Source organism: Micromonospora sp. CNZ295 (assembly GCF_004217535.1).
In genome coordinates this window covers 5,186,686-5,203,899 of sequence record NZ_SHKZ01000001.1, presented here as the reverse complement: position 1 = coordinate 5,203,899, position 17,214 = coordinate 5,186,686, and the positions used below count along the sequence as shown (strand labels likewise).

The 17,214-nt window shown below is 68.7% G+C and carries 16 protein-coding genes and 2 pseudogenes; 8 read left to right on the top strand and 10 right to left on the bottom strand.

The window, feature by feature from the left end; genetic code table 11:
* Positions 1 to 55 precede the first annotated feature (55 nt).
* Complete coding sequence (locus EV376_RS24330; protein ID WP_130326900.1) at positions 56 to 1,645, bottom strand: erythromycin esterase family protein; 1,590 nt, start codon at positions 1,643 to 1,645, stop codon at positions 56 to 58.
* A 183-nt stretch (positions 1,646 to 1,828) separates the two neighbouring features.
* Between EV376_RS24330 and EV376_RS24325 the strand changes: the two genes are divergently transcribed.
* From EV376_RS24325 to EV376_RS24315, 3 genes and pseudogenes are all read left to right on the top strand, one after another.
* On the top strand, positions 1,829 to 2,074 hold the full coding sequence (locus EV376_RS24325; RefSeq protein ID WP_130326898.1) for a hypothetical protein: 246 nt from the start codon (positions 1,829 to 1,831) through the stop codon (positions 2,072 to 2,074).
* Positions 2,075 to 2,280: 206 nt separating this feature from the next.
* Positions 2,281 to 2,798: pseudogene (locus tag EV376_RS24320) on the top strand (ATP-binding cassette domain-containing protein); the annotation flags it as partial.
* A 128-nt stretch (positions 2,799 to 2,926) separates the two neighbouring features.
* Positions 2,927 to 3,172, top strand: coding sequence for a response regulator transcription factor (locus EV376_RS24315; protein ID WP_486482783.1), 246 nt, complete (start codon positions 2,927 to 2,929; stop codon positions 3,170 to 3,172).
* 63 nt (positions 3,173 to 3,235) lie between these two features.
* Here the strand turns inward: EV376_RS24315 and EV376_RS24310 are convergent, their stop codons facing one another.
* Entirely contained in the window at positions 3,236 to 3,889 is a 654-nt protein-coding gene (locus tag EV376_RS24310) for a Type 1 glutamine amidotransferase-like domain-containing protein (protein WP_130326894.1), read from the bottom strand.
* A 312-nt stretch (positions 3,890 to 4,201) separates the two neighbouring features.
* Between EV376_RS24310 and EV376_RS24305 the strand changes: the two genes are divergently transcribed.
* Together EV376_RS24305 and EV376_RS24300 are read left to right on the top strand one after the other, a co-directional pair.
* Positions 4,202 to 4,864, top strand: a complete 663-nt coding sequence (locus tag EV376_RS24305) for a hypothetical protein (RefSeq protein ID WP_207228377.1) — start codon at positions 4,202 to 4,204, stop codon at positions 4,862 to 4,864.
* A gap of 251 nt (positions 4,865 to 5,115) precedes the next feature.
* Entirely contained in the window at positions 5,116 to 5,676 is a 561-nt protein-coding gene (locus tag EV376_RS24300) for an alpha/beta hydrolase (protein WP_130326892.1), read from the top strand.
* 113 nt (positions 5,677 to 5,789) lie between these two features.
* Here EV376_RS24300 and EV376_RS24295 read toward each other — a convergent pair whose 3' ends face one another.
* Positions 5,790 to 6,668 carry an MBL fold metallo-hydrolase gene (locus EV376_RS24295; protein ID WP_486482782.1) on the bottom strand — a complete coding sequence of 293 codons (879 nt, stop codon included), beginning with the start codon at positions 6,666 to 6,668 and terminating at the stop codon, positions 5,790 to 5,792.
* A gap of 215 nt (positions 6,669 to 6,883) precedes the next feature.
* Positions 6,884 to 7,819: an RNA polymerase sigma factor SigJ gene (sigJ, locus tag EV376_RS24290; RefSeq protein ID WP_130326890.1), complete on the bottom strand. Its 936-nt coding sequence runs from the start codon at positions 7,817 to 7,819 to the stop codon at positions 6,884 to 6,886.
* 241 nt (positions 7,820 to 8,060) lie between these two features.
* Between sigJ and wrbA the strand changes: the two are divergent.
* Positions 8,061 to 8,667: pseudogene (gene wrbA / locus EV376_RS24285) on the top strand (NAD(P)H:quinone oxidoreductase).
* Positions 8,668 to 8,931: 264 nt separating this feature from the next.
* Here the strand turns inward: wrbA and EV376_RS24280 are convergent.
* On the bottom strand, positions 8,932 to 9,687 hold the full coding sequence (locus EV376_RS24280; protein WP_130326888.1) for a class I SAM-dependent methyltransferase: 756 nt from the start codon (positions 9,685 to 9,687) through the stop codon (positions 8,932 to 8,934).
* Between the two features lie 104 nt (positions 9,688 to 9,791).
* Here EV376_RS24280 and EV376_RS24275 point away from each other — a divergent pair, with 104 nt between their 5' ends.
* On the top strand, positions 9,792 to 10,727 hold the full coding sequence (locus tag EV376_RS24275; RefSeq protein WP_130326886.1) for a helix-turn-helix domain-containing protein: 936 nt from the start codon (positions 9,792 to 9,794) through the stop codon (positions 10,725 to 10,727).
* A gap of 78 nt (positions 10,728 to 10,805) precedes the next feature.
* Here the strand turns inward: EV376_RS24275 and EV376_RS24270 are convergent, their stop codons facing one another.
* The 5 genes from EV376_RS24270 to EV376_RS24250 all read right to left on the bottom strand — a co-directional run bounded on the left by EV376_RS24270 (position 10,806) and on the right by EV376_RS24250 (position 15,151).
* Complete coding sequence (locus EV376_RS24270) at positions 10,806 to 11,873, bottom strand: lytic polysaccharide monooxygenase (RefSeq protein WP_130326884.1); 1,068 nt, start codon at positions 11,871 to 11,873, stop codon at positions 10,806 to 10,808.
* A gap of 262 nt (positions 11,874 to 12,135) precedes the next feature.
* On the bottom strand, positions 12,136 to 13,224 hold the full coding sequence (locus tag EV376_RS24265; RefSeq protein WP_165438083.1) for an IS630 family transposase: 1,089 nt from the start codon (positions 13,222 to 13,224) through the stop codon (positions 12,136 to 12,138).
* A gap of 37 nt (positions 13,225 to 13,261) precedes the next feature.
* Positions 13,262 to 13,810: a nucleotidyltransferase family protein gene (locus EV376_RS24260; RefSeq protein WP_486482925.1), complete on the bottom strand. Its 549-nt coding sequence runs from the start codon at positions 13,808 to 13,810 to the stop codon at positions 13,262 to 13,264.
* 272 nt (positions 13,811 to 14,082) lie between these two features.
* Positions 14,083 to 14,307, bottom strand: a complete 225-nt coding sequence (infA, locus tag EV376_RS24255) for a translation initiation factor IF-1 (protein WP_130326880.1) — start codon at positions 14,305 to 14,307, stop codon at positions 14,083 to 14,085.
* 46 nt (positions 14,308 to 14,353) lie between these two features.
* Positions 14,354 to 15,151 carry a GNAT family N-acetyltransferase gene (locus EV376_RS24250; RefSeq protein ID WP_130326878.1) on the bottom strand — a complete coding sequence of 266 codons (798 nt, stop codon included), beginning with the start codon at positions 15,149 to 15,151 and terminating at the stop codon, positions 14,354 to 14,356.
* A 564-nt stretch (positions 15,152 to 15,715) separates the two neighbouring features.
* Between EV376_RS24250 and EV376_RS24245 the strand changes: the two genes are divergently transcribed.
* Positions 15,716 to 17,200 (top strand): GTP-binding protein, encoded by a 1,485-nt coding sequence (locus EV376_RS24245; RefSeq protein ID WP_486482781.1) that lies wholly within the window; start codon positions 15,716 to 15,718, stop codon positions 17,198 to 17,200.
* Positions 17,201 to 17,214 lie beyond the last annotated feature (14 nt).

Here is a 17,214-nt window from a genome sequence, read left to right as displayed (position 1 = left end):
GGGCGGTGATGCGGCCGAGATGGGCCGGGACTCGCCCCTCGTTACGGCGCTGGTCTCAGTCCTGCTGGTCGGCCGCCCGGCGCGCTGCGCGCTCGTCGCGGTCGACTGCTCGGGCGTGAGCGATCGCGAGGAGCCGGTCGATCTCGGGCAGCATCTGTGGGCCGGGCATGACGATGCTGCCGAAGCCGTACAGGGCGTAGCCGGGGTGCGGTACGAGGGTGTCCAGCCGGGCGAAGTCGAAGTCGTGCCGGTGGTCCTCGAAGGCCTTGGGTGGGAAGCCGAACAGCCTCTCGAACTCGGTGCGGCCCAGGTCGAGGTTGAGGCGGAAGACGCCGGGGCGGTCGAGTTGGGAGGCCTCGTCGAAGCCGGGTACGTCGTGTTCGACGATGGTGGCGAACGGCTGGCGGCGGTCCGGGCCGACGTAGAAGAACCGGTCGCCCCAGGATCCCTCGGGTGATCCGTTTTCCTTGCTCGCCACGAGCTGCTCGACGCCGGGCAGCGTGCGGATCCGATCGGCGAGCGTGGCCGCGTTGACGCCGGTCGGGATGTGTAGCACCGCGTCGGCGTTGTCGATGGTGGCCTGGTCCAGCGGGACGTAGCGGTAGTCGTGCGTTCTGCGTTCGGCCGGTTCGATCTCGGATGCGCGGATGTACCGGGGAAGGCCGGCTTCTTGTTGGAGTCTGCCTTCGTAGGTCGACGGGGCGGGCGCGTCGATGCCGAGCGTGGGACTCGCGCCGAGGCTGCCGACGATCACGGCGTACCGGTCGCCGAGCAGCGATGCGATGATCGCGCCGGCGCCGGCCCACGACAGGTCTGTTCCGGCCATCGTCATCGTGCTGTGGTGGCGCTGCAGGTGGGTGTTGTGCGCGAAGACCAGCGTGGGCCCACGGTGTGCCTCGGCCGAGCGGATCGCGAGCAGGTTCTCGGCCATCAGCGCGTCCCGGACCCCGGCCAGGCGGGCGAGGCGTTCCTCCCGCGGCAGTGGCGCGGCGGCCGCGGCGTGGTAGCGCAGCACGGCGACCGCGGACGTGGCGTGGACGAACGCCGCCTGCCAGCCCTCGGTCCGGCGGGGTGCCTGCAGATAGAGCTCGGTCAGCAGGTCGTCGGCGATTGCCCGCAGGCGCTGGGCGTCCGCTGAGCGCCCGATCGACCTGCCGGGCTCCCAGATCGCGGTTGTGTCGCTCCACCGAGCCTCGTCCCCGATCAGGTCGTCGATCTCCGCTGATCGGTCGAGGCCGAGGAAGTCACAGACCCGGGTGAGGTGGCGCCGTGGGCTTGGGGCGTGATCGATTTCCAGCGGTGCGTCGAAGCCGTGGAACGTCAGGTGCTCGGAAGCCGGTCGCCCGGCGTTCCACTCGCGCATCCGCAGCAGGAGGTCGCGGTTGGCCGGGGCGGCGCCGAACCCGTGGCTGAACCCTTCGGCGAGCGCACCCTCGAGCGTCACGGCGGCGGAGCCGTGGACGAACTCGTCGGCGGTCAGCCCTGCGGCCCGGTCGCTCTCCAGCGCGATCGACCGGTAGCCATGCTCGGCCAGCGACATGAAGACCTCGTTGCGGATCTGGAGGAACGCGGACTCGCCATGGGTCGGCTCACCGAGCGCAAGCAGGCTCGGCGGTGCGGCAAGCAGATCGAGAAAGGACGTCATTGCATCAACCGTATCGTTGAATCGCCCGTTGAGACTTGTGGGCGATGGAGCACGGTGATGGGCCAGAAAACCCTCTACCCTGGGGTACGCCTGTGTCGCGGCGACCTGGTCGATGGGTGGATGCAGACCCGCCGCCATCCGTTTCGGTGAGCGTAGGGTGGAACAGCGGGGGAGGAGGTCGTCGTGATCCCGGCACTGATCGTGTTCGGCCTTCTGTTTGGACGCTGGTGGCGGTTGTCTCTCATCGCCGCTGCTGTGGGATGGCCAGTCCTGCTGGTCGCAAGCGATGTGATGAGTGTCGAGCCGGGGTTGCTCGTCGCGTCTGGGCTCGCCATGGCCAACACCGGCGTCGGCGTGTTGACTCACCAGGGCGGTCTGCTGACGATCCGGAAACTGCGGCAGCTTGGATCGCCACATCCGCATGCTTGATCGCGCACTCGGGTGGCTCGCGAGGCGAGCGGCGCCCTCAACTGCCCTGCCGAGGCGGGTAGGCGACGAGCGGGCCCCCTAGGCAGCCGCGGTCAGATCGACGTGCCGGCCGCGGTGCGGTTGCCTCGCAGTTACGGGTTTCCGCCATGAGGGTCTACGGCCGTCCCGGTGGTTGCGGGCGTCCAGCGAGCTTAGCGTCGACAGGCATGATCACTCTGAACGGTCTGACCAAGCGTTACGGCGCGAAGGTCGCGGTCGATGACCTGACGCTGTCGATCAGACCCGGAGCCGTGACCGGTTTCCTTGGGCCGAACGGTGCCGGGAAGTCGACGACGATGCGGATGGTCCTGGGTCTCGACCATCCGACCGCGGGGGCGGCGTTGGTGCACGGGGTGCGCTACGCCGACCTCAAGGACCGGCTGCGGGTCATCGGCGCGCTGCTTGACGCCCGGGCCGTTCATCCCGGCGGAGGGTCCGTGCGCATCTGTGGGCGCAGGCTCGCAGCAACGGTCTTCCGAAGCGGCGGGTGGTCGAGGTCATCGGGCTGGTTGGCCTCGAATCCGTGGCCGGCAGACGGGCCGGCACGCTCTCGCTCGGTATGAGTCAGCGGCTCGGGATCGCTGCGGCGCTGCTCGGCGATCCCGAGATCCTGATGTTCGACGAGCCGGTCAATGGGCTCGACCCCGACGGGGTGCGCTGGTTCCGTCAGCTCACCCGGGTGCTGCCGCAAAGCTGCTCGCCAGTGCCAGCGGAGGCCTGGGCTACCTGCTTAAGGATCGGGTCTCCGAGGTCGCCGAGTTCCTCGACGTAATGCAGCGAGTCGGCTCAGGCGGGAGCGCCTTCGATCCCGAGGTGGTTCGGCAACTGCTCGCCCGCACCACACACGTCGACGCGCTGGCCCGGTTGAGTCCTCGCGAACACCAGGTCCTTGAGTACCTCGCCCACGGCTACGCCAACCAGGCCATCGCGAGACGCCTGCACGTCTCGCTCAGCACAGTCGAAAAGCACATCAACAGCATCTCCGACAAGCTGGACCTGCCGCACGACTCCGACTACAACCGCCGGGTGCTGGCGATCCTCCTGTATCTCGACGCCTGACGGCCACCGCCCTGATCGCGGCATGAGCGGGCGCTTCGCCACGCCGATCACTGTTGGCCGCGGCTACGCGGGGAACAGTCTCCAGTGTCCCTCGGAGACGACCTCGACGGTGCCGTCGGTCACCTTGATGGCCGTCTGGTCGTCGATTGCGTACGCCGGACCGGTGATCTCGGCCGCCCACTTCTCGGCACCAGCCATGGTGTTGTCCGGCTCGAGACCTAGGTGCGGGAAGATCGAGAAGTCGACGACCCCCAATGTGCGGTCGTCGGGGGCGGGCTGCCACTCGACGAATTCCGCACCGATCCGGGGGGTCAGCACCATGCTCCCCGCACTCAACCCCACCCAGACGGTGTCCCGCAGCGACGGCAGGAGGTCCGCCAGCCCGGACTGCCGCATCCAGTGGCACAGGTATGTCGCATCGCCGCCGGCCACGAGCAGGACGTCAGCCTCCCGAACCCAGGGGATCCACCGCTGCTCGCCGATGCTGGGCAGCGCTGTCAGCTCGAGGACGCCCAGCGACTTCCAGCCCAGGTCGCACATGGGTAGCGGCGTCTGCCCGGTGATGAAGCGCCAGGCCGAGGCAGGCCCGCCCATGGCGTGGGCCGCCGTAGGGATGCAGAGGGCACTGGAGTCGGCGATCGGCTTGCCCAGCAGGTCGACCAGCGCATCGCGGATGCTCGGGTTCTGGACGCCTGCGGACGTGAGAAGAAGTTTCACGCTTGCCTCCTGTACGTAGCGGTCATGACACTTCCCGGTGAGTCGGGAGGTCGGGTGCACGGAGTACAGACGGGACGGCAGCACGAAACTCATCGCCGTTGCAGCCCCTCAAGCCCCCCGCACGCACATCGGCTACGTCCGGATGCAGGCGCCCGCGATCCGGTACGCGTCCGTGACGAGTTCTTCGCGGCAGAAGCGGATACCTTCGCCGATTTCAGATCTTGCGATCGGCTCCTGCGCTGCCACGCCGCCGACAGGCAAGGCCTCAGCCTCGAAACCGAGGATCCGGACGCTTTGTGGAAGGAAACCGCCGTGGGTTACGAGACCAAGTTCACCGGCCAGGTGACGATCGCTCCTCCGCTGAACCAGCACGAAATCGACTACCTGCTGGCGTTCGCCGAGACCAGACACGAACCCCGGTCCACCGGCCCCTACGCCCTCGGCTACGGCGACGAGATCGAGGACGCCAGGGATCCAGACCCCAGCAAGCCTGGGTACTGGTGCAAGTGGGCGCCGACCGCTGACGGCACCGCGATCGCCTGGAACGAGCGCGAGAAGTTCTACCGTGCCGAACTCTGGATGGGGTACCTGGTGCACACGTTCCTGAAGCAGGACGCCACCGTCGCGCGCGAGCGGGTCGACCCGGTGCCCGGCCGGGTGTATCCGCCCGCGCTGGACAGGTTCACCTTCGACCACGTCGTCGACGGCGTCATCGAGGCCGAGGGCGAGTGGCCCGACGACCGCTGGCGTATCGAGGTGCGCGCCAACGCCGTCTACGTGGTCCGGCTGCTGACCGAGCCGGATCATGCCGGGTATCCCCGCACCCACCGCGACGACTGGACCGACGAGCAGCGGGCCGACTTCGCCGCTCGGATTCGGCACAATTTCGTGTACCTGGTGCGGGACGCGCGGTTGCACGAGGTAGGCCCGGCGGACGGAACGTCGTTCGACCCGATCCCGGCCGACGTGGACTGAGCGCGGGCCCGATGAACAGCTCGCCGTGCTGCGGGTTCCACGCGATCGCCGCCCGTTGGTCGGTGAGGACCGCACATGACTTCCAGCCGGCACGGTCGGCGGCAGTGAGCGTGCACCTGATCTGCCATTCGGCCGCAGAATGGTCGTCGTGGCGTTCAGCGTGCTCGGATTCGTCATGACGGTCGTCAAACGTGAGCCATGGCCGTTGGCGCTGCACAAGGCCGGGGCAGGGTCGCGCTACTCTCCCGAGCATGACGCGTTACCTGGTCGTGCCCGGTCGAGGAGTGCCGCTTGCCGACCACTGGTCGCGTAGCTGGGTCAGGGACCGCCCGGAGTACCGATGGGCGCCCGAACCACCCGGGCCACCGTACGTCGCGACCGAACGGGTCGCGGCGCTGCATGCTGCGATAAGCGCCGACAGTGAGCCGGCGGTCCTTGTGGCGCACAGCGCGGGCTGCCTGACCGTCGCCGTCTGGGCCAGCCAACACGTCGGTCCCGTCTGTGGCGCCCTGCTGGTCACGCCACCGTACCTGGATCCGGGCTGGACTCCCGGTCCTGGCGAGACCGTCGATGTCTTCATCGGTCACGTGCCACGTGAGCCACTGCCCTTCCGCTCGATCCTGGTCGCCAGTCACAACGACCCGCATGCCACGTTTGAGCAGTTCGAAGCGTACGCGCGGGACTGGGCCTCGGAGCTGTTCGACGCGGGCGCGGTCGGGCACCTGGACTCCAAAACCGGGTTCGGCGCGTGGCCTGACGGCCAGCGCCTCGTCCGGGCTTTGACCCAGCCCGTACAGCCTCAGGTTGACTGACAACGAACCGGAAACTGGACAACGCACCGAGCCTCACGCACCCGGTCTGCACCGCGGACGTGACCTGCCCAGGCGAGATGAGCAGGTCGGCCGCAGGCACGCCTGATGTCCGCTCAGGGCGTCCGGGCGGATCGGGCCGGCGGACTGGTGTCGAGCGGGATGACCAGGTCCTCCTCCGCGGTGAGCACCTCGCCGTCGAAGCCGACGCGGGCCGACTCGACGGCGGCCCTCCTGTTGTTGCCCGGCCAGAAGTGGGTGAGCATCAGGCGGCGTGCGCCCGCTCGGGCTGCCCATTGGCCGGCTTCGCCGGAGGTGAGGAGGTTGCGCTGGGATTGCTGGGTCTCCCCGGCGCGGTCGGTGGCCTCGACGATGAAAAGGTCGGTGTCTTTGCCGAGCTCGGTCAGGCGTTCGTGCGGGCCGGTGTCGCCGGTGTAGGCGAGCGCGAAGCCGGTGGTCTGCAACCGGATGCCGACATTTGGCACATAGTGCGGTAGCAGCATGCCGTTCACGGTGAACGGGCCGACCTGATGGGTTCCGGGCAGGTGGTGGATGTCGAACACTCGATCCAGGTTCACCTCGGGTTCCAGGGCGGCAAGCCGGGACGGCACGCCGGGAGGGCAGTACAGCGGAAGTCGGCGACCACGTGTCGGGCCGTAGAGGTAGATCCGGAACAGCCCGTGCAGGTCGATGTAGTGGTCGGGGTGCTCGTGTGTGATGACCACCGCGTCCACGTCGGCGTCCGGGCAGTGGGTGAGCAGACGCGGCAGGGTCGCGTAGCCGAGGTCGAGCACCAAGCGGAAACCGTCCCATTCGAGCAGGAAGCCGCTGCAGGCCCGACCCGGCTCCGGGTAGGCGCCGCAACCTCCCAGAACTGTGAGTTGTCGCATTGGCAGAGCATGCAGGGCCGAGCACGGCGCGCTGTACGTGGCCCTGAGGGGCGCAGCTGCGGCCCGGATTTCGGTGGCTGTCGGGCAGCCGACGGCCGCGGTCACACTGCATTGCGCTCCACCCGGCAGGCAGGCGCTCGTAGACCTGCTTGGATCAGCCCTCACGAACCCGCCAGGGCTTCCTCGTCCCCGATGATCCGGTTGACGCGACAACGCCGAAGTTGTGCGGCAGGCCAGGAACCCCTGATCGGCGTTCACACGGCACAGGGAACTGGCAGTTGTCGCCTCCGGTCAGCCGACTGACCACACCCGATGCGGCATCAGCCCGTCGTCCACGGCCGAAGCTTCTCCGGGTTGCGGACTGCCCAGATGTGCGTGATCCGGTCGCCTGCCATGTCGAACGCGATCACCGTCACCGTGACGCCATCCTGCTGAGCCACCAGGCCGGGCTGGCCGTTGACCGTCCGCTCAAGGATCGTCAGGTGTGGTGCCCTGCTGGCGACATCGACAAAGACGCGTGCGACCTGCTCGCCGCCTTCGATTGGGCGGAGCTCGGCGCTGACGAGGCCGCCGCCGTCGCCGATCGCGGTGACATTGGGGTCGAGGAGGCCGATGAGGGCGGCGATGTCCTTGGCTTCCCATGCCCGTTTGAAGTCCCTGACGATGCCGGCGCGCTGTGCCGCCGGGGTCGGCGGGGCCTGCGACGAGCGAAGGCGACGGCGGGCCGACGAGGCGAGCTGGCGACATGCCGCAGGGGTACGGCCGACGATCTCTGCCACCTCGGCGAAGGAGTAGCGGAAGACGTCGTGCAGGATGAATGCGACGCGCTCGGCCGGGGTCATCGATTCGAGCACGACGAGGAAGGCCATGTTGATCGACTCATCGAGGCTGACCCGGTCGGCCGGGTCGACGGCGGCGCCGCCCGACCCCCCGTTGATCCAATCCGTGCGTTCGGGCAACGGCTCCGGGATCCATTCGCCCACGTAGCGCTCCCGGCGGGCCCGCGCCGAGTCCAGCAGGTCGAGGCAGATGCGAGTGGCGACAGTCGTGAGCCAGCCGCCGGGGGAGTCGATGGCTCCCTGCTGCTGTGGGGACATGGCGCACCAGCGGACGTAGGTCTCTTGGACGACATCCTCGGCGTCGGCCAGAGAGCCGAGGAGCCGGTACGCGAGACTGATCAGCCTACGTCGCTCGCTCATGACCGCGCTCAAGCTCAGATCGAACCGGCCGTCTCCTGGCTCGGATCGGGTGCTCATGGTGTCGCCGACTCCCTTGGTCGCATGTGCCCTCACAGTTCGACGAAACATCGCGCCGAACTGTGAGCTCGGCGCGCCACCTCACATTCCGACGGGTCAGGTCGTCGTACTACTCAGACGAACACCCCATCCAGCGGGCCACCGCGCTGGCCATCCTGCCGGCAATTGTGAGCAGACAGCACACAGCCCCGCCGCGGCCCCCGGGGGCATCACCAGAAGCCGCGAAGGAAGAAGACCGACCATGGAACCTGTGAAGGTCGCAGTCATCTACTACAGCGCCACCGGCCGTGCACGCCCTGGCGCGAGCCGCCGCCGACGGCGCGGAGAAGGCCGGCGCGCAGGTGCGACTGCGCAAGGTCGCCGAACTGGCGGCACCGGACGCGATCAACGCCAGGCCGGAGTGGGCCCAGCGCATCCAGGACACTGCCGACGTCTCCGAGGCCAGCCCCGAAGATCTGGCCTGGGCCGACGCGGTACTGTTCGGCACCCCAACGCGCTTCGGCAACGTAGCCAGCCAACTCAAGGCGTTCATCGACACCACAGGCGTCCTGTGGTACCAGGGCAGACTCGCCGACAAGGTGTACTCGGCGTTCACGGCGTCCAACACTGCTCACGGCGGACAGGAGTCCACCATCCTGGCGCTGGGGAACGTCTTCTACCACTGGGGCGGCGTCATCGTGCCCCCCGGCTACACAGACCCTGTCCAGTTCCGGACCGGCAATCCTTACGGCACCTCCCACGTGACCGCCGATGGACCGCCCGGCGATGTGGTTCTGGAAGCGGCCCGTTACCAGGCCCGACGCGTCGTCGACACCGCGGCGGCACTCAAGGCCGGCCGCGCCTCCTAACCCAGGCCAGCCGCGGCAGGACCCCTGCGTAGCGGCGGCCCCGGCATGTGTGACCGGGACGCCGCTGCGGCAGCGTGCGTCGGCTCCGCCAGACGCCGCCGACCGGCCAGGTCACCACACAGGTTCCCGCACAACCGACCAGAGCCCCGGCCGGGCGTGGATCAGTAGCAAGTAGCCGATGAGCGGACGCTGGTGGCGGTACCGGACCGCGGCATCGAACCGTTGCCGTCGGGTGGTGGTGGGGCTGTCGACACGCCATCGGGTTCAACTCGAGGGGTGCGTCGCCTGCACGAAGGTGACCCGGCCGAACCTGTGGTCGGCGTGCGCGACCTCCCGGGCGTCGCCGAACCCGGCGTCGGTCAGGAGTGTGACGATGCCGTTGCCGTGGTTGCGGGCCAGGACCGGGTTGTGCGCCACCCGGGAACGCAGGAGGCGGGTCAGGTGCCGCAGGGCGTGGACCGGGCTGTGGTCATGGCGGTGTGGTGGGCGATCGTCGGTCTCGGCGCTGGATGCCGGGCCGCCGAAGTCGACGATGGTGACCTTTCCGCCCGGCCGGAGAGCGCGCAGCGCGTCGCGCGCGAAGGCGATTCGACCGTCGTCGTCGATGTGGTGCAGAGCTAGCGACGAGACCACGTGGTCGAGCGAGGCGTCGTCGGCGGGGATCCGGTCGGCATATCCCTGGACGAGGGTGAGAGCGACGTTGCGGCGGCGCGCCTTGCGTGCTGCTCTGTGCAGGGCGTCTGCGTCGGGGTCGAGGCCGGTCACCCGCGCGCTCGGCTGTGCTGCGAGCACGGCGAAGGTCAGGTTGCCGGTGCCGCAACCGACGTCGACGACCGTCTGGCCGGGCGTGATGTCGGCGAGTTCGACCGCACGGTCGTGTAGTGCGCGCACGCCGGCCACCCGGGAGAAGGCGTCGTAGAACGGGAGCAGCCAGGGCTTTCCCGCGCCGGGCAGGAACGGGCGGTCCCGATCGTGCGGGGCTCGCTGGTCGAGGATGCGTACCTGGTTCGACGCTGGCATGGATGCCCTCCTGTGCGCGTGGTGGCGGCCCGTCACGGACCGGTTGTCGCACCTTCAAGTCTTGGACAATCTGCGGTTATCGTGCAGGAGTTACCGTGGGGACCATGGGACATTCTTCGGTCAGTGAGGTGCCGGAAGTCGCGTCGAGGCTGGGCAGGGTGCGCGCCGACGGGACGCCGGTTTACCGCTACCGGGAGCGCCCCGGTTTCCCTGCGGTCTCCGTGATCCACGTCGACGCCGAAGCCGCCCACCACCCGAGCCTTCCGGAGCGCCGGCACGCCCACGACTTCTTCGTCCTGATGTATGTCGAGGAGGGCACGGGCTCGTTCACCGTCGACGGCGCCGCACGGTCACTGCGCGCTGGCGAGGTCCACGCCGTATCGCCCGGGCAGGTCATCAACGTAGCGGCGGGGCCCGAGCTCGCCCTCGGCCGCGCGTGGTCGGTCGCGTTCACACCGGACGCCGTCCCCGCCCTGTCGGCGGTCTCCCCACTGGCCTGGGCGCACCATCCACTCCTCGCTCTGTTCGCCTCCGACGCGGGTTACGTTCGGATCGCCGAGCCCGACCAGGCGAACTGGTCGGCGTGGCTGACGGACCTGGCCGAGGAACTCGCCGACCCGGGCCGTCTCGGCGCCCACGAAGCCGTCGCCGCATTGCTCACCCGGCTTCTGGTCGCGGCCGCGCGCCTGGCGCCGGGCGCTCCGGTCACGCCGGACGCACTCGTCGAGCGGGTCTTCGCCGAGATCGAGGCGGCGTTTCGCGAACCGGTTTCCGCCGCCGATGTGGCCCGCACTCTCGGCTACACCCCGGGGCACCTCACGACCGTGCTCCGCCGGCGCACCGGTCGCCCCCTGCTCGACTGGATCACGGAACGGCGCATGATCGAGGTACGGCGGATGTTGCGCGAGACCGACCTGCCGCTTGATGCCGTGGCCGCCCGAACCGGATTGCGCGACGCCACCTATCTCGTCCGCCGCTTCCGGGAGCGCTACGGCATCACTCCCCAGCGGTGGCGCCGCACCCAGCGGGCATGGTCATGACAGTGGCTCGTCCGCGTACACCGCGCCCCGATGGCGTGGGGGCGGCGCCGGCCGGCGCCGCCCCCGTCGTGCCTGCTGTTACCTGGCCGTGCAGCTGAGGGTTGGTGCGGAGTTGGTGCCGCTCCACGAGCCGTTGAATCCGAAGGTGGTGCTGCTGTTGGCACTCAGGTTGCCGTTGTAGCCGACGTTCGCGGCGGTGACCGACGATCCGCTCGACGTGATCGACGCGTTCCAGGAGTTGGTGATGCCCTGGCCGTTGGGCCAGGTCCAGCTCACCGTCCACCCGGAGATGGCGGTGTTGCCGGCCCGGACGGCGACCTCGGCCCCGAAGCCGCCGGCCCACTCGTTGGTCTTGCGGTAGGTGGCGGTGCAGGCACCGTTGCCGGTCGGCGGCGGGGTGGTCGGCGGCGGGGTGGTCGGCGGCGGCGTGGTGGGCGGCGGGGTGGTGGGCGGCGGGGTGGTCGGGGGCGGGTTGCTACCGCCGCCGAAGATCACGTCGCTGCAGATGTAGTACGGCTGGTCGAGGTGGGACGCCTGCCAGATCGTGTAGACGACGTGCCGCCCGGTCCGGTTGCCGGCGTTCACCTGGGCCTCGTAGAGGCCGGTGGTCGGGTAGCTGCCGGTGCGGAGCACCAGGTCGAGGCTGCCCCAGGTCAGGGGCTGGGTGGTCGGGTCGAAGCCCTGCTTGGTGATGTAGATCAGCATGTAGTCGGCGCCGTGCCGAGCGCCGTCGGTCAGCGTCAGGGTGAAGTTGTTCGGCATCGGCTTCGCCGTCCACGCGCCGACCGCGTCGAGCGAGGCGTACAGGCCGCCCTGGGTGCGGCCGCCGCTGCAGAGCTGTCCGTCAGGGATCACTGCCTGGTGGTTGCCGCCGACGTTCTCGCGGTACAGGCCGTTCCAGTTCCACATCGTGTTCGGGTTGGCCTGCCAGGCCTGGTAACACATCGGGTCGGTCTGGGCCATGGTGGGGTTGAGGTGGTCGGAACCCCAGCGTTCCCAGCATCCGTAGTTGCGGGAGGGCGGGTTGGTTACCGATCCGTGCGCCGAGGCCGGGCCGGCCTGGTTGATGACGGCCATCGTGAACGCGGCGAGGAGTACGGTGACCGCGCCGAGTCCAAGACGGCGTGCTGTGCGTGAGAGTTTCATCGATGCTCCGGTTGATCCGCCGACGCCGGTTTTCGTCGCCCGGGATGCCCAACCCGGGGGACATGCGTCGATCGATGTGAACGATCCGTGGCGGCAGGCGACGTCTGTCGTCCTGCCTACCTCGCTTGGCGGCTCCAACGGGGATGGTAGCAAAGATATTCATCGAGACGAATCTCCCGGGCCGCTACGAGCTGACGTCCCATCCAACGGACAGGCGATCACCAGGGGCGAACGGCCGGTTCGCGTGGCGCGAGCGCTAGTGTCATGAGTCATTAATTCGGCCACAGTAGGTGGCGACGCTGTTGAGAATGTCGTCGGCGGTCCTGGTCCAGACAAAGGGCTTCGGGTCGGCGTTCCATGCGTCGATCCAGGCGCGGACGTCGGCTTCGAGCTCGGCGAGGCTCCGGTGGCTGGATCGGCGCAGTTTCCGGTTGGTCAGTTCGGCGAACCACCGCTCGACGAGGTTCAGCCAGGACGCCGAGGTCGGGGTGAAATGCAGGTGGAAGCGGGGATGCGCGGCCAGCCATCGCTGCACGGCCGGGGTCTTGTGGGTGGCGTAGTTGTCCAGGACCAGGTGTAGGTCCAACTCGGCGGGGGTGTTCGCGTCGATGGCCTTGAGGAAGCGCAGGAACTCCTGGTGACGGTGCTTGCGGTGGACCTGCCCGATGACCGTGCCAGTGGCGACGTCGAACGCGGCGAACAGACTCGCCACACCATGACGAACGTAGTCGTGGGTCTGTCGGGCCGGGACCGTGGGCATCATCGGCAGCATCGGCCGGGTCCGCTCCAGGGCCTGCATCTGCGACTTCTCGTCCACGCACAGCACCATCGCCTTCACCGGCGGATCCAGGTATAGGCCGACCACGTCACGGACCTTCTCCACGAACAGCGGATCCGCCGACAGCTTCCAGGTGTCCACCAGGTGCGGCTTGAGGCCGAACGCCCGCCAGATCCGCGACACCGCGGTCTGCGACAGCCCGGTGGCCTTGGCCATCGACCGTGTCGACCAGTGACTGTCCTGATTGGCCGGCTGCTGCTCCAGCGTACGAACAATGACCTCCTCGACCTGGTCGTCGCTGATCCGGCGAGGCGCCCCAGGCCGCGGCTCGTCGACCAGGCCCTCCAACCGGCGCGCCAGGAACCGGCTACGCCACTTGCCCACCATGTCCCGCGACACACCAAGCCGCTGCGCGACATCGGTATTGACCAGCCCATCGGCGGACAACAGGACGATCTTCGACCGCAACGCCAACGCCTGTGACGACTTACCCCGCCGCGCCCACCGGGTCAGACACGCACGCTCATCATCAGTCAGCTCGACAAGACCACGAGGACGACCAGCCACCCCCACAGCCTACTATCTGCAGCCGAATTAACGACTCACGACACTAGATCTCCACCCGCAGTCCAGCCCATCGGTCGAGCCAACCCTTGACCTCGACGCGGCGCTGTACCGTCGCGCGGCCCGCTGCGTTGTCGAAGGCTGGAGAGGGACGGACAACCATCCCCACAAGGTCAGCCAGCCCATGGCAGGACACCAGGCGAACGGAGTCGCCCCGCACAGTAACCGCGACGCATGTTGCCGTTTCGGGCCAGCGCGATATCGCGTCCAGCGCGGACGTGTAGGCCTCATCGCCGTTGCGCAGATGCATCCGTGCCTGATTACGGATCTCCCACGGCACCCCAGGCAGGGCCACTCTGGCCCGGGCTTCGGCGCGCGCATCCTCGCGGGGGTCCCGCTTTTCCGGGTCGAAGTAGGCGACATCCACGTCGCGCTCCGGTGCGCCCGGGAGGTTGCTGATCGCGTCCCAGACGCGGTTGCGTACGAAGCCGGCACCGATCCACCAGTCCGGCAATCCAAGGCCGGCCGCGGCCCGAAGGACCCTCATCGCTCCCGGGTCTGACTCGATCACGCCCACAACATCCTGCGCGTTCATGACCACCTAGAGACCCTAGACCAGCGGACGCGCGCACCGCTTGCGAGGCGGGGGTGCGGGCGCAGCAAAATCTGTCACCGACGTACCCCGGGCGCGATCGTCACCGCAGACATCCGCACTCATGGCGATGTGCGCGTCGGATCCGGCCAAGGAGAGACGACGGCGGCATCCGTGACGAGGCTCGGGCCCCGAGCACGGATGCCACCGTCGTGCTGCTCAGCGAGGTGCCTGTCCTACCTGCCGAGACGTTCCGGTCCGATGGACGCCGGTAGTCAGTTGCGGTAGCGGAAAAGGATCCGGCCGCGGTCGAGGTCGTACGGGCTGATCTCCACGAGCACGCGGTCAAACGGCAGGATCTTGATGTAGTTCTTCCGAATCTTCCCGCTGATGTGGGCCAGCACCTTGTGCCCGTTCTGGAGCTCCACCCTGAAGGTGGCGTTGCGAAGACATTCGAGAACGGTGCCCTCGAGTTGGATGCCGCCGTTAGCTTTGGCCATGTTTCCTAGTACTCCGTTCGAAGACGGTTGGGTCGAGGAGAGAACGTCACCGCAGCACCAGCTCCAGGTTGCTGCCCGTACGCCGGGCGCCGATGCCTTCGAACAGCGCGATCGCCGCGCCGTTGGACTGGTTGACATCCGCCGACGCCGTCGCGATCCCGCGCCGGTGGGCCGAACCCAGCACCTCGGCCAGTAACGCCCGAGCGATACCTCGGCGCCGCTGATCGGACCGGACCGCGATCAGACCGATCCGTGGTTGCCGCGCAAGCGGCACGACGCGTATCAATCCCACATATTGATCGGACGTCGCCGCCACGGCGTACGTCGCCCGGTCCGGTCGGGGCGGGCCGTCCGGACCGGACACCACCTCCGCCGGCATCTCTTGCCACCCGACGGTGGTGTCGATCTCGTCGCGGATGACGCGGTCCAATGCGTGGAGCAGACCCTCTTCGGCCTCGCCAACGGCCAACGTTGCCACGCCGTGTGGCGGTGACGCCGAGCCGAGTCCCGTGATCCGTGGGTCGGTGGGCATGACGTACTCCCACTCGCGGCGGCGGGGCGCGAAGCCGGCTCGTTCCCACTGGAGCATCAGGTCGAGGTCGGCCTCGTCGACGACGGTGTACAGCGGCCTCGGCAGGTCCGCCAGCATGGTGTCGGCAAGCCGGTCGAAGACCACGTCGTGCCACGCGTCGATGCTGAGGAAGAGCCGCCCGTCGGGACGGTGGGACACCTCGCCGCGGCCGACCACCTGGTCGTCCTCCAGAGCGTGCCACTGCCGCTCCGCGATCCGCGTGATGGCAGCGGCATGCTTGCCGGTGCCGCTAAACAAGTGCGCAGAATCCATAGGGTGTCACCTCTCGGGAGTGCCGTGTCCAGACGCTCCCGGGCGACGTCTGCATCAATCGCCCGACCGTGACGACGAGGGGAGCACCCACATCGATACAACGTTCACGGTGCTCACCTCCTCGCGCAATGCCACGGCCGGACGTCAGGTTATCGGCGCGCACGGTGTCGCGTCTACTCGCTGACGAACCGACCTCGCCCGTGCATTCGTCTGCCGCTGAGTGTGCGCGGAACGGCCGATGACAGTGCGCCGGCGACGCGCTCGATCACCGATACGCCGGCCGGACTGTTTGTCGGCCCGGTCCCGGCGGATGGTGACGCGCCACCGGTTGCCGCTGCATGGCCCGCAGGCTGCTCGTACAGGTGCCCGATCACGGCGGATATCCGAGCGGTTCGGCGGCCTCGTCGAAGAACTCGACCACAGTCCGGCCTCGGCCGGCGACCAGATCCTCGGCGTCGTGCCTGTCGCCTGGCAGTCGGTACGGGCTGGACCTTCGCGCGGGATCAGTCAACTCACGGGTGAACGGGATAACTCGGTCGCGCGCGGAGGGCGTGATGTGGTTTCGTGGCACACGAGTTACGTCCATCGAGCAGGGAGCAGGCATGCGAGCGACGGTCACCTCTTTCGGAGCCCGGTTGCCCATTCGCTCGAAGGACGTGCCGTTTGTCGTCGTATCCGCTGCGCGCTGTGCGCACTCTCAATCTCGGGATTCTGGCGCATGTTGACGCCGGCAAGACCACTCTGACCGAACGGCTGCTCCACGCGGCCGGGGTCATCGACCAGTTCGGCAGCGTCGACGACGGCACGACGCAGACAGACTCCCTGGCGCTGGAGCGCCAGCGGGGCATCACCATTCGCTCCGCGGTCGCATCGCTGCGCATCGGCGGCACCGAGATCAACATCATTGACACGCCCGGGCACCCTGATTTCATCGCCGAGGTGGACCGGGTGCTCGGCGTGCTCGACGGGGCTGTGCTGGTCGTATCCGCCGTCGAGGGCGTCCAGCCGCAGACCCGTCTGCTGATGCGGGCGCTGCGACGGCTGCGCGTACCCACCCTGATCTTCATCAACAAGACGGATCGGACCGGTGCCGACGCGCGGCGCGTCTACGCGGAGATCGCGCGGCGTTTGGACGTGACGGTGGTGCCCACCGCACCCGCCGAGGCGCTGGCCGACGCGTTGAGCACCGTGGACGACGCGCTGCTGCGGGAGTTCGTCGAGGATGAGGCGAGCGTGACGGCCCGGCGGCTGCGCGCGGCACTGGCGGCCCAGACGGCTCGGTGCGCCGTGCACCCGGTGTTCGCGGGTTCGGCGATCACGGGAGCCGGGGTGGACGAGCTGATGGCGGGCCTGGTGGATCTGCTGCCCACGGCCGCCGGCGAGCCCGCCCGGCCGCTGCGGGGCCGGATCTTCAAGGTGGAGCGGGGGCACGCCGGCGAGAAGGTGGCCTACGTGCGCATGTTCGACGGTGAGCTGCGGGTGCGCGATCATCCGACCGGTGGCCGCGACCGGATCACGGCGATCCACATGCTCGAGAACGGGGTGTGGGTGCGGCGCGACACGGTGACGGCGGGCCAGCTCGCGGCGCTGCGCGGCTTGGCGGGCGTCCGGGTCGGAGACACCCTGGGCGACGGCGTCACCCAGATGGACCAGCACTTCGCGCCGCCGATGCTGGAAGCTGTCGCCGTTGCCCGCCGCCCAGGAGACGGCGGGCGGCTGCGCTCGGCGCTGATGCTGCTGGCCGAGCAGGATCCGCTGATCAACGTACGCGCGGACGAGCGTGACGGCACGGCGGTGTCGCTGTACGGCGAGGTGCAGAAGGAGGTCATCCAGACGATCCTGGCCGCCGACTTCGGTGTCGACGCGGACTTCCTGCAGACCACGACGCTGTGCGTGGAGCGGCCGAAGGCGACCGGCGAGGGGCTGGAGCGGCTGAACACGCCGTCGAATCCCTATCAGGCCACGATCGGGTTGCGGGTTGAGCCGGGGCCGCCCGGCTCTGGCGTGACGGTGCACGTGCCGGTGGACTACCGCCTAGGAGACCGCTGAACAATTCGGTGTGT